Genomic DNA, 22,865 nt, shown 5'->3' on the forward strand with positions numbered 1-22,865 from the left:
GCAAAGCCGGTTCCACGGTGGCACTGGCCTGCGCAGCGCCGGTTTCAAAGCGCGCGCACGCAACGCGAGGTTAGCCAATGCGCCTCGGCATCCGCCTGCTGTTTGCCTTCTTCCTTATCAACGGCATCGCCGCGTTTTTTGTGCTGCGCGTGTTCATGGCCGAGATCAAGCCCAGCGTGCGCGAGGTGATGGAGGACATGATGGTGGACACGGCCAACATCCTGGCCGAGCTGGCCAGCGAAGACCTGGCCGCCGGGCGGTTGGCCGCGGGGGCTGACAACAGCAGCACCAGTCCGTTTGCGCAGCATGTGCGCCGCTACGCCACGCGGCCCATCGATGCAGCGATCTGGGGATTCTCCAAGCAGTCACTGGACTACCGCATCTATGTGACTGACACCACGGGGCGTGTGTTGTTCGACTCGGAGAACCGCGCCATCGGCGCCGACTACTCGCAGTGGCGCGACGTGGCGCGCACGCTGCGCGGCGAGTACGGCGCGCGCTCCACGCGCGAGGTGGAAGGCGACGACACCAGCGGCGTGATGCATGTGGCGGCGCCCATCTACGTGAAAGAACAGATTGCAGGCGTGCTGACGGTGGCCAAACCCACCCGCACCGTGCAGCGTTTCATCGACCGTGCCGAGCGCAAGGTGTTCATGGGCGGCCTTTTGCTACTGGCGCTCTCGGCCGCCGTGGGCGTGGCCGTGACACTGTGGATGGTGTGGAATGTGCGCCGCCTGCGCGACTATGCCTTGAGCGTGCAGGGCCCGGCGGATGGCGAGCACCACGACCCCGGTACACCACCCACCACGGCCCTGGCCGTGCCCGAGGTGCCGGGCGAACTGGGCGACCTGGCCCGCGCCATGGACCGCATGCGCGCGCGGCTGGAGGGGCGCGACTACATCGAGGGCTATGTGCGCGCCCTCACGCACGAACTCAAAAGCCCCGTGGCCGCCATCCGGGGCGCGGGCGAGCTGCTGCAGGACGAGCTGCCCGCCACCGACCGCGCCGGGTTTGCAACCCAGGTGGTGCAGCAAAGCGAGCGCCTGCAGCGCATCATCGACCGGCTGCTGGAGCTGTCCAAGCTGGAGCAGCGCCAGCACGCCGAAGCGGCCGATCAGCTTGTTTCGCTGCGCATATGTAGCGAGCAAGCGGTTCAACACTGCAGTGTGCGAGCCCGACAGCGGGATATAACGCTACACATTTCGGGAACTGGTGGGTATGGCCAGTGGGAAGCGGAACTGATTGTTCTGGCCATCAGCAATCTCATCGAGAACGCCATCGACTTCTCGCCCGATGGCGGTACGGTAGAAATCAAGTTGATGGGCCACAGTGTGACCGTGCAAGACCACGGCCCGGGAGTGCCCGACTACCTTGTACCCCGTCTTGGAGAACGATTTTTCACTACATCCAGGCCTGATGGTTCAAGGTCCGGCTCTGGCTTGGGGCTGGCAATAGTAAAAAGGGTGCTAGTTCTTCACGGTGGCGCCATGGACATCCACAATACAACTAGAGGGCTCAGCGTCCGTCTGAAATTGGATGTTGCCATGCACTAATGTCTGCGCATGCGTAGAAAATCCAATTAACAACTCATCAGGACGCTCACGGCCTTCTGACGCTAGGAGCATTCAGTTGAGCTACTTTAGAAGTCCCAAATAGCGACCTTGAGCATCTCTCACTTTCCGGATGTAAACGGCCTCCCCGGTATCAAGAGTAACTCCCTCGCCTTCGTTACCCGAAACCTTAATCTTCGCTATCCAGTGCACTGTGGAACCAGAAATCGTTCCGCAATACATGTTGTACGGACCATCATCTACCGCTCGAAACTCGCAGCCAAGCTGCCTGGCAGGATCAACAACAAAACCCGTGCCTCCACTCGTATTCCCAACACTGCGACTCAAAGTAACAAAGTCACCAGTGCCGTCGCCACCATCCTCTGCAATATAAAGCCATAGACCCAGAAGGTCAGAAGGCGCTTTCGTCAAGCCGAACTCAAAACGCTTGATAGCGACCTCGCCTTCACCCGGTAGTGTGATGAATCCTGTCAACCCGCTCGTGAAGCGCATCGAAACGTTGCCTGGACTCCCGTTCTCCACCCCACTGCGGGGGCCGCTACCCAGATAGCGGCCACCCGAATATCGGCCAAGCTTTGTGGTGATCGTGTTGTTAACCAAAGTACCAGCGGCCATGTAGAAGGTGGGGTTTCCGTTGCTCTCATAGCCGTACATCTGCATCACCAGAGTGCTTCCCTGCACGTCGATCGCCAACCCTCGACCAGGGGCCCCGTTCAGTTCACTGGATACAACCCAGGTTCCAGACTGGGGGACAAACGCGTGAGCCAATGCAGAAAGCATCAACCAACTAAGAAAAACGAGGGGCTTGAGCATTGAGTCTCCTTGTGCTGACGTTCATGTTGATAGTTCCGAAGGGAATCCTAACATTTGGTCACAAATGTGGGGGATTTAGAGCCGTGGAAGCTATCAACTTCACACTGCCCTCACAAACTTCATGGCGCCCTCACAACGCGCCACCACACTGCCTCCACAACATCACCTGTGGAGGATCTTTTGCTCAAACACCCCCTGTTCACCAAACTGGCCGCGCTGGCCGCCATCACCGTGTTGCTGCTCTTTGGCCTGGGGCTGGTCGAAGACGTGGTGCGGGACCGGCAGCGCTACCGCAGCCTCACCGCGCAGAGCGTGGCCGACAGCCTGGCCGGGCCGCAGACCCTGATGGGCCCCATGATCCACAGCGCCTGCGTGGAAAGCTGGGATGAGGAAGTCGGCAAGGGCGATGAGCGCCGCATGGTTGAAAAACGCCGCGAGTTCATCCTGACCGCCATGCCCGAGCAGCTCAAGCTGACCACCGGCGCCGCGATGGAAGAACGGGCGCGAGGCCTGCACAAGGTCAACACCTACAAGCTCAAGTCGCACATCACGGCGCAGTGGGGTTCCCTGGCCAGCCTGCTGCCCCGCAGTACCCTGAAAAATTCGCGCATGCACTGCGGCGCACCCCTCTTGATGATGGCCGTGGGCGACGCCCGGGGCATTCGCACGGCGCAGCTTGTGCTGGGCGATCAGGCCTTGCCGCTGAAGCCCGGCACGTTTCACCCCACGTACAGCCGCGGCCTGCATGCAGCGTTGCCAGAGTCGGTGCGCGGCAAGGCCGATGGCCTGACTGCCACCCTCGACCTGGAGCTGGTGGGCACCGAGCGGCTGTCCATCGTGCCGCTGGGCGGCAACACCGAGGTGCTGATGACCAGCAGCTGGCCCCACCCGTCGTTTGCCGGGCGGTTTCTGCCCTCCGAGCGCGAGGTCAGCCCCGAAGGTTTTTCCGCGCGGTGGCACCTCTCGTCACTGGCCACCACAGCGCAGGCAGCCATCGCGAACGGCAGCCGTATCTGCACTGGGGGGTACGACGATGCCAGCACCCAGGGCGAATATGCCCCCGGCGGTACCACGCCACGCGACTGTGCCGACAGCTTCAGCGTGGCGTTTGTAGACCCCGTGAACCCCTACACCCTGAGCGACCGGGCCACCAAATACGGCGTGCTTTTCATCGCCCTCACCTTTGTGGCCGTGGGCCTGTTCGAGCTGATGCAGAAGCTGCGCGTGCACCCCGTGCAGTACCTGCTGGTGGGCAGCGCGCTGTGCAGCTTCTTCCTGCTGCTGGTGAGCCTGTCGGAACACCTGCCGTTCAGCATCTCGTACGCAGTGGCCGCCAGCGCCTGCGTGCTGCTGCTGGCCTACTACGCCAGCCACATGCTGGGTGGACTCAGGCGCGGGGTGCCGCTGGGGGCGGGCATCGCGGTGCTGTATGGCCTGCTGTACGTGCTGCTGCAGCTGGAGCAGACGGCGCTGGTGGTGGGCTCGATGGCGCTGTTCCTGGTGCTGGCCGCCGTGATGGTGCTGACGCGCAAGGTGAACTGGTATGGGCTGTCGAAGAGCCCACGCGCCGCCACGGCGCAGGCGGTTGCCGCATGAGCCCGCAGACCACCACGCCCACGCCATGGGCCGCGCACCTGGCCCACAACAGTGCAGGCCCCATCACACCCCTGCCCGGCCTCACGCCTACCGAGGCGGCGCGTGTGCAGCGCCACCGCGACCAGCTGCTGGCCGCCCTGCGGGCCCGCGACCGGGTGGCGCTGGGCTGCGCCAAGCAGCAGGTGCTGGAGGCGGCGTTCTGCCCGCGCAATGAATGCCGCCCCGCCACAGCACCGGATTCGCCCGCCCTGCGCCGGGCGCTGCGGGAGCTGTGCTGGTGCATGGCCGCCCTGGTGCTGCCACGCGGCCCGGGGCACTGAAACGTTGCCGATTTAATGCAAAAAGTGGCCTCAGCGCTTACCAGTCAAGCGCCAACAGCTATCAAAAAAGAAACATTGCTAAAAGGTGGCAGCCCGCCTACACCACCACCGTGCGGTTGCGGCCTTCGTGTTTGGCGGTGTAGAGCGCGTCGTCCAGCGCGCGCAGGGTCTGGTCCAGCGGGCGCAGCGGGTCGAAGTTCGACAGCCCCATGCTCACCGTCATCACCCGCGGTGGCTCCACACCCGGCAGGGCGCGGTCGGCCAGTGCCGCGTGCACCCGCTGCGCCACGGCCCGGGCCTGCTCGACACGCGTGGCGGGCAGCATGGCCAGAAACTCCTCCCCGCCCCAGCGGCTCACCACATCGCCCGCGCGGAAAACCTCGCGGCACAGTGCCGCAAAAGCTGCAGCGCCCGGTCGCCCACATGGTGGCCGTAGAGGTCGTTGACCTGCTTGAAGTGGTCGATGTCCATCATGAGCAGGCAGGCGGGTTCGCAGTCGCGCTGCAGCAGCGCCAGCTCCTGCCGCAGGCGTTCGGTGAACGAGCGGCGGTTGGCCAGGCCCGTGAGCACGTCCGTATGGGCCAGCACCGACATCTGGTGGCGTGCCTCTTCCAGATCGGCCAGCATCTGGGCCTGGAGATCGTTGGCGCGTTTGAGCTCCAGCAGCCGGATCACCTGCCGCGCCAAAGCGCCCAGCATGTCCTCTGACTGCGGCGAAAGCGCGCGCGGCTGGTGGTCGAGCACGCACAGGGTGCCCAGCGCAAACCCATCGGGCGTGACCAGCGGAGCGCCGGCGTAGAACCGCAGCGGGTTCTCCTGGGTCACGATGTGAAAGTGGGCAAACCGCGCATCCTGCGCCAGATCGGGAACGATGAACACGCCAGGCTGGCGCACGGCATACCGGCACACCGACTGGTCGAGCGGGGTTTCCTCCACCGCCAGCCCGACCGAGGCCTTGAACCACTGGCGGTGGCTGTCGAGCAGGCTGATCAGCGCCACCGGGGCCTGGCAGATGTGCGCGGCGATGCGGGCCAGATCGTCGTAGGCGGGCTCCATCGGCGTGTCGAGAATGCCGTAGCGCTGCAACGCCTGCAGACGCGCGGATTCGTCGTTCGGAACCCATTGAAAACCGGTTTCTGCCATGGAGCCAAGCGGCAATGCCGTCCACGCTGCCTAGAGACCTGGCAGCATGCCATAGCCGCGCCAACCCTGCACAGGTAAAACCTCGGGGCACCGGCCAGAGCCAGTGGTGATGGCCCTCAGGCGGTGGCCAAGCTGGGCCGGGGCTCTTCCCGGGCATCGGAGCAGGTGGACCCGCCGCAGCCCTGGATCGGCTCGGCGGGCAGGGCGTGCGGCGCATGCACCACGCCCGAAACAGGGTCGAACCCCACGCGGCGCAGGTGCAGCGCCAGGGCGGCATCCATGCTCTGGGCGTGCTGCGGGAACCACAGGGCCAACTCGCTGGCCATCACTCGCAGCACTTGCAGATCGCCCTGCGCAGCGCGTGCCGCACCTTCGCGCATGACCTGCAGCACCACCTGGTGCTGCATGCTGTGGCAGTTGCCCGAGGCAAACCGGGTGGACGCCATCCACGCGTCTTCCTGCGCAAAGTGGTGGTGGGTGTGCTCCACCAGCGCCTGCCAGGCGTGCGCCAGCTGTGTATCGTCTGCCGCGTCGACCAGCGCCAGAAGGTCCACAAACTCGCGGTGCGTGTCGTCCATCAGCGGCAGATTCAGGTCCAGCGCGTCCGACCAGGCGAGTTGTGCCATAGAGTTCCCTTTGAGCGGTGAAAAACAGGGCGCCAGCTTAGGGCGCCGAGTGCCTGAGGGTATTGACGCAAGTCAGGGATGCGCCACCATCAAAAAAGCCCCGCACAGGGCGGGGCTCTGGAGGAGCATGGCAGGGCCAGGGGAGTTGAAGATAGCGTCCTCGGGACGCCATCCAACCGGGGCCGCAGCGCGATCAGCTCTTGTTGTACATGCGCTTCATGTCGTCCACGCACTTGGACTTGGCATCGCCAGACAGCGCATCGCAACGCTCCTTGGCAGCCTTGTAGTTGGCGTCATTCTTCTCGGCGTTGGCGTCCTTGCGGGCTTCAGCCACAGCGGCGTTCTTTTCGGCGGCGCTGTCTGCGGGCTTGGCCTGCGCTGCGGCAACCTTGGCGTCTTCCTTGGCCTTCACATGGGCAGCCTTGGCGTCCTTTTCGCACACGTCCTTCTCATTGCCCTTCAGGTCGTCGCACTTTTCCTTGGCGACGTCGTAGGCGGCTTCAGCGCGTGCTTCGGCAACTTTCTGGGTGTTCTTGGCGCTGGGCTTGTACTGGGCTTCCAGCTCGGCCTTGGCCACCTTTTCCTTGCCCTTGGCTTCCTTCTGGCAGATGTCCTTGGCGTTGGCCGTCAGGGCATCACAGTTGTTCTTGTCGGCCTTGTAGGTGGCTTCGATGTTGTCCTTGGCCGTCTTGTGCTCTTCCTTGGTCATGGCGATGGCCGAGGTGGCCAGCAGGCCGGCGGCGACGGAGGCGATCAGGGTGCGTGCGAATTTCATGGTTTTCTCCTCGGAGTGTGGTTGTCAGGTCTTGGTAGTCATTCAATGCTGGAGTTCAGGGGGATGCAGCGACGGGCCCTGTGGCTTTTCACTGCATCCCGACAGCGCTTTGGCGGTCAGTCGTTGAAGCGGAAGTCGGGGTGGCGGTCTTGCCATTCCTTGAGCTGCTTTTCAGCCGCGTCGCGGGCCAGGCCCTGACGTTCCTGCAGCTTGCCCAGAAACTGCTCGCGCTTGCCGTCGATGACGTCGAAGTCGTCGTTGGTGAGCTTGCCCCACTGTTCGACCATCTTGCCCTTGAACTGCTTCCAGTTGCCCTTCACGGTGTCTTCATTCATGGTGTCATCCTCGAAAAAATTTCGCTTCCGCCATCCACTCGGAATGCGTGGAACACTTGCTGGATGCGATGGAATGGACTGTAGAAATGAATCGTCGTGCGGCCCGTAGTCCGGGCCACGCAGCACGCGTCAGCACAGGCCTACGGCGTTGACGGATTGCGCCGCCCGGGGCTGTAGCGCTTCGGCGCACGCCCTTGGTGCACACGGGCTCGGGCACTGTTGCGTCGATCGCATTTCGCACAAAGTGTTGCATTTCCCCCGCAGTTTCCGGAAGCGACCTGCAGCCGTCTCGCAGGGGACGTTTCGTTTGGTAACGCTTGTCTTTCCACCGCCATCGGGGCCTGTGGTGAAGTCGGTCCTGCGCCACCCCCACGGCGTGTTTCTCACCCACTGAACGCCCATGCAAACCTCCTACGAGGAGCCTCTCGCAACCCGCATTGCGAGCGAGGCCCCAACCAGCGCGCCCCACGCCACCCCTGCGGCCTCTCCCCAAATCGACGCGAAACCTTTGCTGGCCGGCCTCGCTGCCTCGGCCGCGTTGGCCGCATGCGGCGGTGGAGGCAGCAGCGATGGCGATGGCAATGGCAACGGCACACCAACGGGCCCGGACATCCCGCCCACCACCATTGGCAGCCACCCGGCGCCGTTGAATGACCGTGAAGCCGCCCGCTTCCTGCTGCAGGCGCAGTTCTCCGCATCGCCCCGCGAGATCTCCGAGCTGCGCGCCACCAGCTATGCCGAATGGCTTCAGCGACAGTTCAGCGCGCCACCCTCTCTGGGCGGCTGGGAATGGCTGAACCAGCGCGGTTATGGCGAGGTGAGCAGCAGCACGGCCTACTACGACAACAGCTACCCCGGCGACTACATGATCTGGTACCAGCTCATGCAGTCGCCCGATGCGCTGCGCAAGCGGGTGGCGCTGGCGCTGTCTGAAATTTTCGTGGTGTCCCTCTCCGGTCTGGACCTGAGCTGGCGCAGCCATGCCATCGCCTGGTATTGGGACCAGCTCGTTGCGAACGCGTTTGGCAACTACCGCACGCTGCTGCAGGACGTGACGCTGAACCCGGCCATGGGGTACTACCTCAACACCCGGGGGAACCAGAAGGAGAACCCCGCCACCGGCCGCCAGCCCGACGAGAACTTTGCGCGCGAGGTGATGCAGCTCATGTCGATCGGCCTGGTCATGTTCAACCCCGATGGCACGGCCCAGCGGGACAGCGCGGGCAAACCCATCGACAGCTACACGCAAAGCGATGTGACCCACCTCGCCCGGGTGTTCACAGGCTACGACTACGACCAGTCGCGCAACAGCCCGACCACCGTGCCGGGCAGCAGCCGCACCGTGCCCAGCACGGCTTTCACCCGGCTTCCGATGGCGCTGAACGAAGCGCGCCACTCCACGCTGGCCGCCACGTTCCTGGGCACCACCATTGCCGCGGGCACGCCGGGCGCAGCGGCGCTCAAGACGGCGCTGGACACGCTGTTCAACCACCCCAACGTGGGCCCGTTCATCGGCAGGCAGCTCATCCAGCGGCTGGTGACCAGCAACCCCTCGCCCGGCTACATCGCGCGCGTGGCGGCGGCGTTCAACAACAACGGTGCGGGCGTGCGCGGCGACATGCGCGCCGTCATCCGGGCCATCCTGCTCGATGACGAGGCGCGCTCACCCGCCGGCCTCACGCAGCCCGCGTTTGGCAAGCTGCGCGAGCCCATGCTGCGGTTTGTGCAGTGGGGCCGCACCTTCGGGCTGAGCTCGGCCCAGGGCAGCTGGAAGATCGGCAACCTGAGCGACCCGGGCTCGCGCCTCGGCCAGAGCCCGCTGCGCTCGCCCTCGGTGTTCAATTTCTTCCGTCCCGGCTATGTGCCGCCCTCCACCGCGCTGGCCGCCAGCGGCGCCGTGGCGCCAGAGTTCCAGCTGGTCAACGAAAGCAGTGTGGGCGGCTACCTCAACTACATGCAGGGCGTCATTCGCAACGGCATCTATGTGAACGCGCCCGAGCTGCCCAACAACGCCAGCACCTCCAACAACGGGTTCGACATCAAGGCCAGCTACGTGAACGAACTGGCCCTCGTCGGCGATGCCGACGCGCTCGTTGCACGCCTGAACCTGCTGCTGTGCGCGGGCCAGCTCTCGGCGGCCACCGTCAAGCTCATCACCGATGCGCTCAAGACCACCAACATCACGGCCGCCAGCCCGGACAACGCCCGGCGCGACCGCGTGGCCGCCGCCGTCTTGCTGGTGATGGCCTCGGCCGAATACCTGATCCAGAAATAAACACCCCGCACCCGAGAAGCCACGCCATGCACCTGCTGCAACCCGAACTTCACAGCCGCCGCGCCTTTCTGCGGCGCTCCACCCAGCTGGGCCTGGCAGGCACGGCCCTGCCCTTTGCGCTGAACCTGGCGGCCATGGGCGAAGCCGCTGCCTTTGCCGCCGACGACTACAAGGCCCTGGTCTGCGTGTTCCTCTACGGCGGCAACGACTACGCCAACACCGTCGTCACCTACGATGACCCCAGCTACAACCGCTACAGCACCATCCGGGGCAGCATCGCGCTGCCCAAGGCGTCGCTGGCCTCCACCCTGCTACGGCCCACCACCCCGCTGCAGGGCGGCCGCCAGTACGCGCTGCACCCGGCCATGACCGGGCTGACGGGCCTGTTCAACAGCGGCAAGGCGGCCGTGCAGCTGAACGTGGGGCCGCTGGTGGTGCCGCTGACCCGCGCGCAGTACAACAGCCCCGACCGCCGCGCCTACCCGGTTCCGCCCAAGCTGTTCTCGCACAACGACCAGCAGTCGGTGTGGCAATCGTCCTCGCCCGAGGGCTCCACCGTGGGCTGGGGCGGCAACATGGGCGACCTGGCACTCTCGTCCAACGGCAACTCGCTGTTCACCTGCATCGCGGTCACGGGCAATGCGGTGTTCCTCTCGGGCGACTCGGCCCTGCAGTACCAGGTCAGCACCAACGGGGCCGTGGCCATCAACGGCGTGAAGAACAATGTGTATGGCTCCAGCGCCGTGCGCGGCGCGCTGTCGGCCCTGATCCAGCAGCCCAGCGCGCACACGCTGGAAAACGAATACACCCGGGTCACCACCCGCGCTGTCACGTCCGAGAGCCAGATCACCAGCGCACTGGCGGGCAGCACGCTCAGCACCACATTCCCCGCCAGCAACCCGCTGGCCGACCAGCTCCGGATGGTGGCGCGCCTCATTGGCGCACGCGGCGCCCTCGGCAGCAAACGCCAGGTGTTCATGGTGTCGCTGGGCGGGTTCGACCTGCACGACAACCTGATTGCGCAACAGCCGGTGCTGATGCAGCGCGTCAGCGATGCGCTGACGGCCTTCTACAACGCCACGGTAGAGCTGGGCGTGGCCGACAAGGTGACGGCGTTCACCGCGTCCGACTTTGGCCGCACGCTCAGCTCCAACGGAGACGGATCGGACCACGGCTGGGGCAGCCACCATTTCATGGTGGGCGGCGCCGTCAAGGGCGCTGCGTTCTACGGCACGCCGCCTCCGGTGAGCATCACCAACACCGCCGCGCCCGAAGACCAGTGGCATGTGGGCCAGGGGCGCCTGCTGCCGTCCACTTCCGTCGACCAGTACGCGGCCACCCTGGCCAAATGGTTTGGCGTGGCCGACAGCGAAATGGCCGGCGTGCTGCCCAACATCCGGCAGTTCGGCGCTGCCGCGGGCCGGCCCGACTACCCGGTGGACCTGGGTTTCCTGTAGCCCCTGCGCGGCGCTCCCGTCCGACGCAGCGGGGCGCGTGGCGCTCCAATAATGGCGGCATGACCCTTTCTGCACCTCCCTCCCGGCGCCCGCGCGTCGTCATCATCGGCTGTGGCTTTGGCGGGCTGGAGGCCGCCCGGGCGCTGCGCAGCGCGCCGGTGGACATCACCCTGGTGGACAGGACGAACCACCACCTTTTCCAGCCGCTGCTCTACCAGGTGGCCACGGCGGGCCTGTCGGCCCCCGCGATTGCGGCGCCCATCCGCCACCTGTTTCGCCGCCAGCCCAACGCCACCACCTTGCTGGGCGAGGTGACGCACATCGACGTTGCGGCCCGCACCGTGCACCTGCAGGACGGGCCGCACCTGCCCTACGACCACCTCATCGTGGCGGCGGGCGCCACGCACAGCTACTTTGGCCGGGATGACTGGGCGCCGCACGCACCGGGCCTCAAGACGCTGGACGACGCGTTCGAGATCCGCCGCCGCATCCTGCTGGCGTTCGAGGCGGCCGAGAAAGAGTCCGACCCGGCCCGCCGCGCCGACTGGCTCAACTTTGTGGTGGTGGGTGGCGGGCCCACCGGCGTGGAGATGGCCGGCACGCTGGCCGAGATTGCGCGGCACACGCTGCCCGGCGAGTTTCGCCACATCGACCCGGCCGCTGCCCGCATCATCCTGCTCGAAGGCGGGGCACGCGTGCTGCAGGCCATGCCCGAGGCGCTGAGCGAGCGCGCCCGGGAGCAGCTCGAAAAGCTGGGCGTGGAGGTGCGCCTGAACGCCCGCGTCACGGCCATTGACGGCGATGGACTTTTTGTCGAATCGCCTTCCAGCGCAATCCCATCAAGCGCCAGCAGCTATCAAATTAAAAGCAAATGCATGGTCTGGGCTGCCGGTGTGGCCGCCTCGGCGCTGGGCCGCCAGCTGGGCGCTGCCACCGGGTGCACCACCGACCGGGCGGGCCGCGTGCTGGTGGCGCCGGACCTGACGCTGCCCGGCCACGCCGAGATCAGCGTCATCGGCGACCTGGCCGCCGCGCACAGCCACGCGCCCGGGCAAGCGCCCACGCCCGTCCCCGGTGTATCGCCCGCTGCCAAGCAGATGGGGCGCGCTGCGGCCGCCAACATCCTGCGCCGCCTGGCGGGCCAGCCCACCGAGCCGTTCCGCTACCGCGACTATGGCAACCTGGCCACCATCGGGCGCAATTCGGCCGTGGTGGACCTCACATCACCCGCGGGGCCGGTGCGGTTCTCGGGCTATTTCGCCTGGCTTTTCTGGCTGTTTGCGCACGTGTACTTCCTGATCGGCTTTCGCAACCGTCTGGTGGTGCTGATGGACTGGGCCTGGGCGTACTGGAGCTTTGCGCGCTATGCGCGGGTGGTGACGGGAATCGTCGAGCCGGGTGGCAGGGCGGCGCAGCCGGGCGCTCCGCACGGTGGCCCGTTCAAGGCCCAAGCACGGGACTAACGCCCGAGCTGCTCCACCCATTGCGCCACCTGCAGCGCGGCCTGGTTCGACGCATCAGCCAGCGCCGCCACGCCACCGGCGGCATCGGCGCTGCGTGCGGCTGCACGCACGGTGAACACCTGATGCCCGCGCAGCGACTCGCCGGCCCGCGTCACATCGAACAGCGTGGCGCGCAGGCGCACCACCCCGGCACTTTCAGTGGCGCTGGAGAAGATGTGACTGAACTCCTCCAGCTCCACCCGCAGCAACGTGGGCAAGCGCCCGCCCTGGGCGGAATCGCGGGCCTGGGCGGCCGCATCTTCGGCCTTGAGGATGGCGCGCCGCTGGCCCAGCTGTTCGCGCAGGCGCTGCTGCACCAGCTGCGCAGGCGGCTGGCTCCAGCGCGCCAGGCTGTAGGGGCGCAGCTGCTGCGCGTCGGCATAGGCCAGGCGGTAGAGCACGGCGTTGCTGCCGTCGGGCAGGCCGGGGGCGTCCAGGTCGGCCAGCGCCAGGGGTGGCAGCGGGGCCAGGCGCTCGGCGGGCGCATCGGCCACGGGGCTCGGGCCCAGGTCGTACTGCACGGGCCGCGAGGGCGGGCTGGGCAGCGCCGAGCAGCCTGCCAGCACCAGTGCCAGCACCACAAAAATTGAACCAAAAGTGGCTCTGGCGCTTGATGGATAAGCGCGAACAGCTATGTTTTTCATAGTATTTTGCATCACAACATTCCTCACGGTGCAGCAAAGCCCGGCTCGCCGGGGCCGGGCGGGATGCGGCCGGAGCCGTAGATGAACAGCTGCGGGTTGTCAGACACCCCGCCCGCTGTGCGGCTGAGCTGGCGGGCGGCGCGCGAGGTGTCGTCGGCCGCGCGGTTCAGTCGCGGCAGTGTGGTGGTGCCGAACTGGTCGGCCGCGCGGGCCAGCGCCTGCGTGCCGACGGTGATCTGGTCGATGGGGCCGCCCTCGGCGCCCAGGCGCTGGGTGGTCTTGCTGACATCGGCCGCGAGGGCCGACACGCTGTTGCCGGCCTGCTGCACCGTCAGCAGGGTCTTGCGGGCTTCACTGGCCAGGGGCGGGAGCGCCGCCAGCGCCGGGTCCAGCCGCTGCGCCACGGTGGCATCCAGCCGCTGGCTCAGGGCGCTGACGCTGCCTGCGGCCTGCCCGATCTGGGTCAGTGCCTCGGTCAGCTTCTGCTGGTTGCCGTCGCCCAGCACCTGGTTGATGCGGCGCGTGGCTTCTTCCACCTGCGTGAGGATGGCGGGGCCCTGCTCGGCCAGCTGGCCAAACGGCGAGGGCTTGAGCGGCAGGCGCGGCAGGCCGCTGGGGCCGGGCGGCAGTTCGGGGTAGGGCTGCTCGGCGTCATCGAGCTGCACATGCGCCAGCCCGGTGACGCCCTGGTAGCCCAGCACGGCAAAGGTCTTGGGGCCGATGGGCGCCTGCTCGTTCACCGCAATGCGTATCAGCACATTGCCTTCGACCTGGGGGTCAAAACCGATGCGCGTCACCTTGCCCACCGAGACGCCCTTGTAGCGCACGGCGGCCTGGGGCTGCAGGCCGGTCACGCCGTCCTTGGTGGACAGCTCGTACTGCTCGTAGTTAGCGTTGTCGCGCGTGAGCCAGACGGCCAGACCGGCCAGCAGCGCGGCCACCACCAGCACAAAGATGCCTGCGGCCAGGGCGTGGGATTTGTTTTCCATCAGGTGCCTTCCTTGTCAGGCGTGGGCAGGGCGGCGGGTGGTGCCACGGTCTGCTCCACGGATTGCAACGGGGCCATGGCACGCTGGCCACGTTCACCCAGAAAAAAGTGCTCGATGAACGGGTGCTTGAAACGCGCCACCTCGTGCGGCGGGCCGGTGACGATGACCTTCTTGTCGGCCAGCACGGCCACGCGGGTGGAGAGCGCAAACAGCGTATCCAGGTCGTGCGTGACCATGATCACGGTCAGGCCCAGCGATGCGCGCAACTCGCGCAGCAGGGCGCAAAAGTCGTCCGCGCTGCTCGGGTCGAGCCCGGCCGTGGGTTCATCCAGCAGCAATAGCGGCGGGTCCATGATCAGCGCCCGCGCCAGCGCCACGCGCTTGACCATGCCGCCCGACAGGTCTGCCGGCATGCGCGTGGCATGCTCGGGCTTGAGGCCCACCATCTGCAGCTTGACCAGAGCGGCATCGCGCACCAGTTCGGCCGGCAGCGTGCCCTGCTCGCGCAGCGCAAAGGCCACGTTGTCGAGCACGTTGAAGGCCGAGAACAGCGCGCCGTGCTGGAACAGCATGCCCACGCGGCTGGCCGCGCCCTCGCGCCCCATATCGGCCGCCGGGCGCCCCAGCACCGTGACGCTGCCGCGCGCTGGCTTGGCCAGGCCCAGGATCTGCCGCAGCAGCACCGTCTTGCCCGTACCCGAGCCGCCCACCAGCGACAGCATCTCTCCGCGCTGCACGCTGAAGTTCAGGTCCTGGTGCACGGTGAAAATTTCATCGCCCTTGCCAAACTGCGTCCACAGGCCCTGCACGTCCACGATGGGCGGCTCGTCTGGCGCGACGAAGATGTGCGCGGGCTTGGCGATGCGCTCAGTCATGGCCTCGCTCCCGTTGAAACTGGCGCGTCCCAATGCCAGTGCCACCGTGGAGCTGGCTTTGCCAGGCCACGGGTGGCGTCCCCCCTTGGGGGGATGACGCGAAGCGGCTCAGGGGGGGCTTCCTGGTCATATGCCAATGTTTTTGAAAGCCACCGCAAACACCGCGTCCACGATGATCACCATGGTGATGGAGGACACCACCGATGCCGTGGTGCCTTCGCCCAGGCTCTGGGTGTTGGGCTTGACGCGCAGCCCCCAGTGGCAGCCGATGAGCGCGATCAGCGCGCCAAACACCACCGACTTGGCCATGGCCAGGCCCAGGTTGCCCACCTGCACGGCGGCGGGCAGCGCCTGCACAAAATACGCGGGCGAGATGTCCATCACCAGATCGGCCGCCAGCATGCCGCCCGCAAGCGCCGCCAGCGTGGTCCACACGCTGATGAGGGGCATGGCGATGGCCAGCGCCAGGGTGCGTGGCATCACCAGGCGAAACCCGTGGGGGATGCCCATGACGCGCATGGCATCGAGCTCTTCGGTCACGCGCATCACGCCGATCTGGGCCGTGATCGACGAGCCCGAACGCCCCGCCACCAGGATGGCCGCCAGCATCGGGCCCAGCTCGCGGATCAGCGAGATGCCCAGGATGTTGACGATGAACGATTCGGCGCCAAACTGGCGCAGCTGCAGGCTCATCAAGTAGGCCAGCACCACGCCGATGAGGAACCCCACCAGCGCGGTGATGGGCAGCGACGTGGCGCCCATGCGGTACAGATGGCCCGACACATCGCGCCACGGCCCGCGGCGCGGTGCGCGCGCCAGCCGCCCGATGTCCAGCGCCAGCTGGCCCACCATCTGGAGCAGGTGGCGCCCGTGGTCCACGCCGTGCAGCACCATCACACCCAGGTGGTCGATCTGCTCGCCCAGGCGCCAGGGCTCGGGCGGTGGGGCCGGGGCGGTGAACTCTGCCACGCGGGACAGGATGGCCCGCTGACCCTCGGTGCAGGCCAGCTGCTGCGGCCAGGCGTGCTGCCAGTGGTTCCACAGCAGCTGCGCGCCCACGTGGTCCAGCCACTGCAGCTCGCGCAAGTCCCACCCCAGGGCGGGCGCCGCCGGATGGCTGCTCAACTGGCCTGACACGGCCGCCCACTGGGCCGCCACGCCCAGCTCGGCCGCCCCCCACCGCCCACGCAGCTGCGCACACGGCCCCTGGGGGGTCTCGGTGTGAACAATGCGGGGCGCGTGATCGGTCATGGACAGGGCGGCACAAGATGCCGCCAGAAACAAAAGTGAGCGTGCATGGTAGCGGAGCCCGGCGGCTGCCGACCGTCAGACAAAGGGCCGCCAACCACAGACGGGGGCCCGTGGCGTGTAATTATTATCAAATCAGTGTCTGACGCAATACCATCAAGCGCCAACAGCTATTAAATATATAGCAAACGCCTTGCCCCCTATCGACAGGGCATGCGCTATCCGCACAATGGGCCACCGTTACACCTTTGCCTTGCAGCCCATGAGCGACTCCACGTTTGACACCATCATCATTGGCGGGGGCACGGCCGGCGCCCTGCTCGCCAACCGCCTGAGCGCCGACAGCCGCCACCGCGTGCTGCTGATCGAGGCGGGCCGCAAGGACGACTACCACTGGATCCACATCCCCGTGGGCTACCTGTACTGCATCGGCAACCCGCGCACCGACTGGCTCTACAACACCGAGCCCGACGCCGGCCTGAACGGCCGCACCCTGCGCTACCCGCGCGGCAAGACGCTGGGCGGCTGCAGCAGCATCAACGGCATGATCTACATGCGCGGCCAGGCGCGCGACTACGACCAGTGGGCCGAACTGACGGGCGACGCCAGCTGGCGCTGGGACAGCGCCCTGCAGTACTTTCGCCGCCACGAGGACCACTGGCGCCTGGACCAGCTCGGCACCGCCGACGAAAACTTCCAGCGCCTGCACGGCAACAGGTCCACCGGCAGCACCGGCGAGTGGCGCGTGGAGAAACAGCGCCTGCGCTGGGACGTGCTGGACGCCTTTGCCCAGGCCGCGCAGCAGGCCGGCATCCCGGCCACGGACGACTTCAACCGCGGCACCAACGAAGGCGTGGGCTACTTCGAGGTCAACCAGAAGAGCGGCTGGCGCTGGAACACAGCCAAGGCGTTTTTGCGCCCCACCTGCTACGGCCGCCCCAACTTCACGATGTGGACCCGTTCCCACGCAACCAAACTCATCGTCGCCACGCAGCCCGACGGCACAAAGCGCTGCACCGGCGTGTTGGTGTGGAACGGCAAGGAGATGGTCACGGCCCACGCCACGGGCGAGGTCATCCTGAGCGCGGGGGCCATCAATTCGCCGCAGCTGCTGCAGCTGTCCGGCATCGGCCCGGCCGCGCTGCTGCGCCAGCACGGCATCGACGTGGTGCACGACCTGCCCGGCGTGGGCGCCAACCTGCAGGACCATCTGCAGATCCGCGCGGTCTTCAAGGTGGGCGGCGTGCCCACCCTCAACACCATGGCCAGCTCGCTCTGGGGCAAGGCGCGGATCGGGCTCGAATACGCCGCCAGACGCACCGGACCGATGAGCATGGCCCCGTCGCAGCTCGGCGCGTTCACCCGCAGCAGCCCCGACCAGCCCTGGCCGAACATCGAATACCACGTGCAGCCGCTGTCGCTCGACGCCTTCGGCGACCCGCTGCACAGCTTTCCGGCGTTCACGGCCAGTGTGTGCAACCTCAACCCCACCAGCCGGGGCACGGTGAACATCAAGAGCGCCGACTTCAGGGCCGCGCCCGCCATCGCGCCCAACTACCTGAGCACCGCCGAAGACCGCCAGGTGGCCGCCGACAGCCTGCGCGTCACGCGCCGCATCGTGGCCCAGCCAGCGCTGGCCAAATACCAGCCCCAGGAGTGGAAGCCCGGCGTGCAGTTTGAAAGCGACGAAGACCTGGCGCGCCTGGCCGGTGACATTGCCACCACGATCTTCCACCCCGTGGGCACGACGAAGATGGGGCGGGACGATGACCCGATGGCGGTGCTGGACTCGCAACTGCGCGTGCGCGGCATTGCGGGCCTGCGGGTGGTGGACGCCGGTGCCATGCCCACCATCACCAGCGGCAACACCAACTCGCCCACGCTGATGATTGCGGAAAAGGCGGCGGAGTGGATCCTGCAGGCGCGCCAGGTGCGGTAAGCCAGGCACCTTTGGGGTGCCGGATGCGGCACCAGCGGGTGGCACCAGAACGGCGCAGCCTTCAGCCCGCTGGCCCGGGCACGGGGCACAACGGGGGCGGGAAACCCCCAATACACCAGCGGAGTGCAGCCGTTACAGTGGCGGCACTCGAAAGCGCGCTTCGGTGTGCCAAGCGAGGGGCCCGAGGAGACATCCTTTCTACCAATAACCAAATTTCAAGCACCCCTTGAGGTGCGTTTTTTTTCCAGGCGCTGGCGATCCCAGCGCCTTTTTCTTGCCCGTCGTACGCTGCACCCCCGTGTGACGAGGCTCGGGCAAGTCCTGAATTCATAGCAGGCAAGCTGCGAAAATCCTGCGATGGAATGGATTTTTATTACCCTGGCCTCGCTGCTGGCGGGCTTTGTCGATGCGATCGTGGGTGGTGGCGGGCTGGTTATGGTGCCCGCACTGTTTGCGGCGTTCCCTGGCGCGCCGCCTGCCACGCTGCTGGGCACCAACAAAGCGGCCTCGGTGTGGGGCACGGCCATGGCCACCTGGCAGTACAGCCGCAAGGTGCAGGTGCGCTGGTCGGCCATGCTGCCTGCGGCGGCGGCAGGCTTTGCGGGCTCGTTTGCAGGGGCCTGGGCCGTCACGGTGATGTCAGCCGACTTCCTGCGCAAGCTGCTGCCCCTGGTGCTGCTGGGGGTGCTGGTCTACACGCTGGCAAAGAAAGAGTTGGGACGGCACCACACTCCCCGCTTTGCAGGCAGGGCCGAAGTGGGGGTGGCCTGCCTGATCGGCGTGCTCATCGGCTTCTACGACGGCTTCTTCGGCCCGGGCACCGGCAGCTTCTTCGTGTTTCTGTTCGTGCGGCTGCTGGGCTATGACTTCCTGAACGCCTCGGCCTCGGCCAAGCTGCTCAACTGCGCTACCAATATTGCTGCCATCGCGCTGTTTGCGGCCAAGGGCCATGTGTGGTGGCACTTTGCCGTGACCCTGGCCATCGCCAATGTGGTGGGCAGCCTGCTGGGCACGCACCTGGCCCTCAAGCACGGCACGGGTTTTGTGCGGTGGATTTTCATCCTGGTGGTCAGCACGCTGATCCTGAAGACCGGATATGACGCATTCCTGCGGTAGGGCCGCCTACAGCGGGCGGTGGCCTGCGTCATCGGGGTTCCCCTGCATGGCCCACAACCGGGCGTGCGCCCTATAATTTCGGCACTTTTCCGTTTGATGACGAGGCCCATCGCTGTTGGCGATGCCTGCATTCACCCGCTCCGGCTTGCCTACCCGCATGCCGGATTTTTTGTACCTGAACCACCCCCACAGGAACCTGTCATGAAGTTTTTCAAGTCTGCCGTTGTCACCGCCGTGGCGCTGTGCGCTGCCCTCGCCGTCCAGGCCCGCACGCTGGACGAGATCAAGAAGGACGGCAAGATCATTGTGGCCACCGAAGGCCAGTTTGCCCCGTTCAACTACTTCGAAGGCACCAAGCTGACGGGTTTCGAGGTGGAAGTGGCCGAGCTGGTGGTCAAGAAGATGGGCCTGAAGCTCGAATGGAAGACGCTGGGTTTTGACGCCCTGCTGACCGGCCTGGGCCAGAGCCGCTGGGATGCCGTGATCGCCTCGCACGGCGTGACCGACGAGCGCTCCAAGGCCGTCACGTTCGCCAACCCCCACTACTGCTCGGGCGGCATCATCGTGGCCATGGATGAAAAAATCCGCAACGCCAAGGACCTGACCGGCAAGGTGGTGGCTGTGCAAACCGGCACCAGCTACCTGGAGCAGGTCAAGAAGGTCAGCGGTGTGAAGGAAGTGAAGAACTTTCCGCAGGACACCGACGCCCAGCGCGCCCTGATTTCCAAGCGCGTGGACGCCTGGGTGAGCGACAAGTTCGTGGCCAAGGAAGCCGCCGCCAAGAACACCAAGGCCGGCTTCAAGCTGGGCGACATGCTGTTCGTCGAGCGCATTGCCCCGGCGATGGCCAAGGGCAACACGGGCCTGGCAGAAGCCTGGAACAAGGCATTTGCCGAAGTGCTGGCCGATGGCAGCTACACCACGGTTTCCAAGAAGTACTTCAACGAAGACGTACGCTGCAACTGACACCACGACACCATCCGGGGTGCGCAGCGGGCCAGGGGCCTGCTGCGCACCCTTTGGTGTTTTGGCGGCAGGCGCCACGCTGCGGCTGCTGACCCCGCTTTCCAACCAAGACCTCCCGGTCGTCTGATCCATGCTTCTCGCTCTTTGGCCACAAGGCTGGTCCCGACAACAGCGCAGCAATGCCACGCTGGTCGCTGCGCTGGTGCTGATGGTGCTGGCCCTCTCGCTGCTGGGCCATGTGCTGTCGTTCTTCCCGGACCCGATTGGCCCCAACGCCCAGGCGTTCTCTGAAGGTGCGCGCACCACGCTATGGCTCACGCTGGTCAGCGGCACTGTGGGGCTGGTGCTGGGCACGGCAGCGGCCCTGGCCCGCACCGCCCGCTGGGCGGTGTTGCGCTGGGTGGCCAGCATCTACATCTGGGCCATCCGCGGCACGCCGCTCTTGGTGCAGATCCTGTTTGTGTACTTTGCCCTGCCGGTGCTGGTGCCGGGGCTGAACCTGCCCGACTTTGCCGCTGCAGTGGTGGCGCTGGGGCTGAACGTGGGTGCCTACAACGCCGAGGCGCTGCGCGCCGGCCTGCTGGCCGTGCCGCGCGGGCAGACCGAGGCGGCCAAGGCGCTGGGCCTGGGCCGCATGCACGTGTTTCTGGACGTGGTGTTTCCGCAGGCGTTCAAGATTTCGCTGCCGCCGCTGGTGAGCAACTTTGTGGCGCTGCTCAAGGATTCGTCGCTGGCCTATGCCATCGGCGTGGTGGAGCTCACCAACGTGGGCAACCGGATCCAGTCGGCCACCTTCCAGCCCATTGCCACGCTGACCACCGTGGCCATCACCTACCTGCTGCTGACCACGCTGGTCACGCAGATCTCCAACGCCGTCGAGTACCGCTTTGACGTGGAGGGTCGCAACCTATGATGGCAACCAACCAGCCCAAGCCCTACATCGTGGCCGAGCGGGTGTGCAAGTCGTTTGGCGCGCACCAGGTGCTCAAGGACGTCTCCACAGTGTTCCACACCGGCGAGGTGACGGTGATCATCGGCGCCTCGGGCTCGGGCAAGAGCACGCTGCTGCGCGCCATCAACCGCCTGGAGCCGCACGACAGCGGGCGCATCACCATCGATGGCGTGGAGGTGTGCGACGACCTTGCCACGCTGCAGCGCCAGCGCTGCGAAGTGGGCATGGTGTTCCAGCAGTTCAACCTGTTCGGCCACATGAGCGTGCTGGACAACGTGACGCTGGCACCCCGCCGCATCCGTCACACGCCGCGCACGCAGGCCAATGATGAAGCCATGCAGCTGCTGCGCCGCGTGGGCATGCAGGACCACGCGCACAAGTACCCGTGGCAGCTGTCGGGCGGGCAGCAGCAGCGGGTGGCCATTGCACGCGCACTGGCCATGGCGCCGAAGGTGATGCTGTTTGACGAGCCCACATCGGCACTCGACCCCGAGATGGTCAAGGAAGTGCTGGACGTGATGCGGGGCCTGGCGCGTGGTGGCATGACCATGATCGTGGTCACCCACGAGATGGGCTTTGCGCGCGAGGTCGCCGACCGCGTGATGTTCTTCGACCAGGGCCGCATCGCGCACGACGCGCCGCCGCAGGAGTTCTTTGGCAACCCGGCCAACGACCGCATCCGCGCGTTCCTGGGCCAGGTCAGCCACTGACCGGGCCGCGCTGCGCACACTCTGCAAGGCAGAGGCCGCCGGGCAACCGGCGGCCCTTTTTCTTTTTGGATTTGGGGAATTCTTCCGATGCGTACTGAACGCTGGGGCCTGATGGCCCTGCTGGCCGTCACCGTGGTGTGGGGCACCACCTTTCCGGCGATGAAACTGCTCTCGGCGCACCTCGATGCACTGCAGATCATCTGGCTGCGCTTTGTGATTGCGCTGGTGGTGCTGGCACCGCTGTGGGTGGGCATGCGGCGGCACGAGCGGCTGTGGGGCTGCGCTTTGGGCCTGCTGCTGTTCCTCGCGTTCTGGCTGCAGATCGAGGGCCTGGCACGCACCAGCAGCAACCGCAATGCGTTTGTCACCGGGCTCAACGTGCTGGTGGTGCCGCTGATCGCCATGGCCTTCCTGGGTCGGCGCTATGGCTGGCGGCTGTGGGCTGCCTGCGTGATGGCACTGGCGGGCATGGCACTGATGTTCCACGAGAACGAGCCCTGGAACCTGGGCGATACGCTGACGCTGGCCAGCACCGTGTTCTACGCGCTGTACATCCTGGCGCTGGAGGAATGCGCGCGCCGCACGGCCGCACAGCCGCTGCGGGCCACGCGCATGGCCGCCGCGCAGGCCACGGTGATGGCACTGGCCTCCACTGCCATGCTGCTGGTGCAGGGCGGCGGCATGGACTGGGTGCGCGCCGCCGCCCGCCTGCCCACCGATGCCTTGTTGGCCCTGCTGTACCTGGGCCTGCTGGCCAGCGTGGTGGTGGTGACGCTGCAGGCCTGGGGCCAGCAGCGTGTGGATGCCATGCGCAGCGCCATCGTGTTCGGGCTGGAGCCGGTGTTCGCCGCCCTGACCGCCTGGGCCTTGCTGGGCGAACGGCTGGGCTGGGCGGGGTTCTCCGGCGCGGCGCTGATTGTGGCGGCGCTGGTGTTCAGCCAGCTACGGCCACCGGCCAGGGCGAGCGCAGCGGCAGGCTGAAAGCATCTTCACCCCAAAATATGCATAAAAAA

20 protein-coding genes and 1 pseudogene are annotated in these 22,865 nt (G+C 66.4%); 12 read left to right on the forward strand and 9 right to left on the reverse strand.

Features of this window, described 5'->3' with window-relative positions; genetic code table 11:
• The first annotated feature begins 77 nt into the window (after positions 1 to 77).
• Positions 78 to 1,553 carry a two-component system sensor histidine kinase CreC gene (gene creC / locus KYG_RS15215; RefSeq protein WP_008905811.1) on the forward strand — a complete coding sequence of 492 codons (1,476 nt, stop codon included), beginning with the start codon at positions 78 to 80 and terminating at the stop codon, positions 1,551 to 1,553.
• A gap of 81 nt (positions 1,554 to 1,634) precedes the next feature.
• On the opposite strand, the gene KYG_RS15220 is transcribed toward creC, so the two are convergent.
• Complete coding sequence (locus KYG_RS15220; RefSeq protein WP_008905812.1) at positions 1,635 to 2,384, reverse strand: hypothetical protein; 750 nt, start codon at positions 2,382 to 2,384, stop codon at positions 1,635 to 1,637.
• A gap of 180 nt (positions 2,385 to 2,564) precedes the next feature.
• On the opposite strand from KYG_RS15220, the gene creD reads away from it, so the two are divergent.
• Both creD and KYG_RS15230 read left to right on the forward strand, forming a co-directional pair.
• On the forward strand, positions 2,565 to 3,980 hold the full coding sequence (gene creD, locus KYG_RS15225) for a cell envelope integrity protein CreD (RefSeq protein WP_008905813.1): 1,416 nt from the start codon (positions 2,565 to 2,567) through the stop codon (positions 3,978 to 3,980).
• Entirely contained in the window at positions 3,977 to 4,300 is a 324-nt protein-coding gene (locus tag KYG_RS15230) for a hypothetical protein (RefSeq protein WP_008905814.1), read from the forward strand. Before creD ends, KYG_RS15230 begins: the two co-directional genes overlap by 4 nt.
• A gap of 97 nt (positions 4,301 to 4,397) precedes the next feature.
• On the opposite strand, the pseudogene KYG_RS15235 reads toward KYG_RS15230, so the two are convergent.
• The 4 genes and pseudogenes from KYG_RS15235 to KYG_RS15250 form a co-directional block, all read right to left on the reverse strand.
• Positions 4,398 to 5,443 (reverse strand): annotated as a pseudogene (locus KYG_RS15235) (GGDEF domain-containing protein).
• Between the two features lie 116 nt (positions 5,444 to 5,559).
• Positions 5,560 to 6,069 (reverse strand): hemerythrin domain-containing protein, encoded by a 510-nt coding sequence (locus KYG_RS15240; protein ID WP_008905817.1) that lies wholly within the window; start codon positions 6,067 to 6,069, stop codon positions 5,560 to 5,562.
• Positions 6,070 to 6,262: 193 nt separating this feature from the next.
• Entirely contained in the window at positions 6,263 to 6,844 is a 582-nt protein-coding gene (locus KYG_RS15245; protein WP_008905818.1) for a hypothetical protein, read from the reverse strand.
• Between the two features lie 116 nt (positions 6,845 to 6,960).
• Positions 6,961 to 7,179 carry a CsbD family protein gene (locus KYG_RS15250; RefSeq protein WP_008905819.1) on the reverse strand — a complete coding sequence of 73 codons (219 nt, stop codon included), beginning with the start codon at positions 7,177 to 7,179 and terminating at the stop codon, positions 6,961 to 6,963.
• A gap of 400 nt (positions 7,180 to 7,579) precedes the next feature.
• On the opposite strand from KYG_RS15250, the gene KYG_RS15255 reads away from it, so the two are divergent.
• The 3 genes from KYG_RS15255 to KYG_RS15265 are packed head-to-tail and all read left to right on the forward strand — an operon-like array spanning position 7,580 to position 12,374.
• Complete coding sequence (locus KYG_RS15255; RefSeq protein WP_008905820.1) at positions 7,580 to 9,454, forward strand: DUF1800 family protein; 1,875 nt, start codon at positions 7,580 to 7,582, stop codon at positions 9,452 to 9,454.
• A 26-nt stretch (positions 9,455 to 9,480) separates the two neighbouring features.
• Complete coding sequence (locus tag KYG_RS15260) at positions 9,481 to 10,911, forward strand: DUF1501 domain-containing protein (RefSeq protein WP_008905821.1); 1,431 nt, start codon at positions 9,481 to 9,483, stop codon at positions 10,909 to 10,911.
• Between the two features lie 59 nt (positions 10,912 to 10,970).
• Positions 10,971 to 12,374 (forward strand): NAD(P)/FAD-dependent oxidoreductase, encoded by a 1,404-nt coding sequence (locus tag KYG_RS15265; protein WP_008905822.1) that lies wholly within the window; start codon positions 10,971 to 10,973, stop codon positions 12,372 to 12,374.
• On the opposite strand, the gene KYG_RS15270 is transcribed toward KYG_RS15265, so the two are convergent.
• The 4 genes from KYG_RS15270 to KYG_RS15285 all read right to left on the reverse strand — a co-directional run bounded on the left by KYG_RS15270 (position 12,371) and on the right by KYG_RS15285 (position 16,172).
• A complete protein-coding gene (locus KYG_RS15270) occupies positions 12,371 to 13,057 on the reverse strand; it encodes an ABC-type transport auxiliary lipoprotein family protein (RefSeq protein WP_085942594.1) in 687 nt (228 codons plus the stop codon). The genes KYG_RS15265 and KYG_RS15270 overlap by 4 nt on opposite strands.
• Before the next feature lie 23 nt (positions 13,058 to 13,080).
• Positions 13,081 to 14,046 (reverse strand): MlaD family protein, encoded by a 966-nt coding sequence (locus tag KYG_RS15275; RefSeq protein ID WP_008905824.1) that lies wholly within the window; start codon positions 14,044 to 14,046, stop codon positions 13,081 to 13,083.
• A complete protein-coding gene (locus tag KYG_RS15280; protein WP_008905825.1) occupies positions 14,046 to 14,921 on the reverse strand; it encodes an ABC transporter ATP-binding protein in 876 nt (291 codons plus the stop codon). The genes KYG_RS15275 and KYG_RS15280 overlap by 1 nt, the downstream gene beginning before the upstream one ends.
• A gap of 126 nt (positions 14,922 to 15,047) precedes the next feature.
• Complete coding sequence (locus tag KYG_RS15285) at positions 15,048 to 16,172, reverse strand: ABC transporter permease (protein ID WP_050813869.1); 1,125 nt, start codon at positions 16,170 to 16,172, stop codon at positions 15,048 to 15,050.
• Positions 16,173 to 16,431: 259 nt separating this feature from the next.
• On the opposite strand from KYG_RS15285, the gene KYG_RS15290 reads away from it, so the two are divergent.
• The 6 genes from KYG_RS15290 (at position 16,432) to KYG_RS15315 (ending at position 22,833) form a co-directional block, all read left to right on the forward strand.
• On the forward strand, positions 16,432 to 18,108 hold the full coding sequence (locus KYG_RS15290; RefSeq protein WP_034694895.1) for a GMC family oxidoreductase: 1,677 nt from the start codon (positions 16,432 to 16,434) through the stop codon (positions 18,106 to 18,108).
• Between the two features lie 357 nt (positions 18,109 to 18,465).
• Complete coding sequence (locus KYG_RS15295; protein ID WP_008905828.1) at positions 18,466 to 19,224, forward strand: TSUP family transporter; 759 nt, start codon at positions 18,466 to 18,468, stop codon at positions 19,222 to 19,224.
• A 201-nt stretch (positions 19,225 to 19,425) separates the two neighbouring features.
• Positions 19,426 to 20,190 carry an ABC transporter substrate-binding protein gene (locus KYG_RS15300; RefSeq protein ID WP_008905829.1) on the forward strand — a complete coding sequence of 255 codons (765 nt, stop codon included), beginning with the start codon at positions 19,426 to 19,428 and terminating at the stop codon, positions 20,188 to 20,190.
• Between the two features lie 130 nt (positions 20,191 to 20,320).
• Positions 20,321 to 21,103 (forward strand): amino acid ABC transporter permease, encoded by a 783-nt coding sequence (locus KYG_RS15305; RefSeq protein ID WP_008905830.1) that lies wholly within the window; start codon positions 20,321 to 20,323, stop codon positions 21,101 to 21,103.
• Complete coding sequence (locus KYG_RS15310) at positions 21,100 to 21,852, forward strand: amino acid ABC transporter ATP-binding protein (protein ID WP_008905831.1); 753 nt, start codon at positions 21,100 to 21,102, stop codon at positions 21,850 to 21,852. Before KYG_RS15305 ends, KYG_RS15310 begins: the two co-directional genes overlap by 4 nt.
• Positions 21,853 to 21,939: 87 nt before the next feature.
• Positions 21,940 to 22,833, forward strand: a complete 894-nt coding sequence (locus tag KYG_RS15315; RefSeq protein ID WP_008905832.1) for a DMT family transporter — start codon at positions 21,940 to 21,942, stop codon at positions 22,831 to 22,833.
• Positions 22,834 to 22,865 lie beyond the last annotated feature (32 nt).

Origin of the sequence: Acidovorax sp. NO-1 (genome assembly GCF_000238595.1) — a bacterium.
GTDB lineage: Bacteria > Pseudomonadota > Gammaproteobacteria > Burkholderiales > Burkholderiaceae_C > Acidovorax.

Excerpts from the sequence above, each read along its gene's own strand:
- creC (WP_008905811.1), top strand. The coding sequence starts at position 78 with ATGCGCCTCGGCATCCGCCTGCTGTTTGCCTTCTTCCTTATCAACGGC.
- KYG_RS15220 (WP_008905812.1), bottom strand. The coding sequence starts at position 2,384 with ATGCTCAAGCCCCTCGTTTTTCTTAGTTGGTTGATGCTTTCTGCATTG.
- KYG_RS15230 (WP_008905814.1), top strand. The coding sequence starts at position 3,977 with ATGAGCCCGCAGACCACCACGCCCACGCCATGGGCCGCGCACCTGGCC.
- KYG_RS15240 (WP_008905817.1), bottom strand. The coding sequence starts at position 6,069 with ATGGCACAACTCGCCTGGTCGGACGCGCTGGACCTGAATCTGCCGCTG.
- KYG_RS15245 (WP_008905818.1), bottom strand. The coding sequence starts at position 6,844 with ATGAAATTCGCACGCACCCTGATCGCCTCCGTCGCCGCCGGCCTGCTG.
- KYG_RS15250 (WP_008905819.1), bottom strand. The coding sequence starts at position 7,179 with ATGAATGAAGACACCGTGAAGGGCAACTGGAAGCAGTTCAAGGGCAAG.
- KYG_RS15255 (WP_008905820.1), top strand. The coding sequence starts at position 7,580 with ATGCAAACCTCCTACGAGGAGCCTCTCGCAACCCGCATTGCGAGCGAG.
- KYG_RS15260 (WP_008905821.1), top strand. The coding sequence starts at position 9,481 with ATGCACCTGCTGCAACCCGAACTTCACAGCCGCCGCGCCTTTCTGCGG.
- KYG_RS15265 (WP_008905822.1), top strand. The coding sequence starts at position 10,971 with ATGACCCTTTCTGCACCTCCCTCCCGGCGCCCGCGCGTCGTCATCATC.
- KYG_RS15270 (WP_085942594.1), bottom strand. The coding sequence starts at position 13,057 with ATGAAAAACATAGCTGTTCGCGCTTATCCATCAAGCGCCAGAGCCACT.
- KYG_RS15275 (WP_008905824.1), bottom strand. The coding sequence starts at position 14,046 with ATGGAAAACAAATCCCACGCCCTGGCCGCAGGCATCTTTGTGCTGGTG.
- KYG_RS15280 (WP_008905825.1), bottom strand. The coding sequence starts at position 14,921 with ATGACTGAGCGCATCGCCAAGCCCGCGCACATCTTCGTCGCGCCAGAC.
- KYG_RS15285 (WP_050813869.1), bottom strand. The coding sequence starts at position 16,172 with ATGACCGATCACGCGCCCCGCATTGTTCACACCGAGACCCCCCAGGGG.
- KYG_RS15290 (WP_034694895.1), top strand. The coding sequence starts at position 16,432 with ATGAGCGACTCCACGTTTGACACCATCATCATTGGCGGGGGCACGGCC.
- KYG_RS15295 (WP_008905828.1), top strand. The coding sequence starts at position 18,466 with ATGGAATGGATTTTTATTACCCTGGCCTCGCTGCTGGCGGGCTTTGTC.
- KYG_RS15300 (WP_008905829.1), top strand. The coding sequence starts at position 19,426 with ATGAAGTTTTTCAAGTCTGCCGTTGTCACCGCCGTGGCGCTGTGCGCT.
- KYG_RS15305 (WP_008905830.1), top strand. The coding sequence starts at position 20,321 with ATGCTTCTCGCTCTTTGGCCACAAGGCTGGTCCCGACAACAGCGCAGC.
- KYG_RS15310 (WP_008905831.1), top strand. The coding sequence starts at position 21,100 with ATGATGGCAACCAACCAGCCCAAGCCCTACATCGTGGCCGAGCGGGTG.
- KYG_RS15315 (WP_008905832.1), top strand. The coding sequence starts at position 21,940 with ATGCGTACTGAACGCTGGGGCCTGATGGCCCTGCTGGCCGTCACCGTG.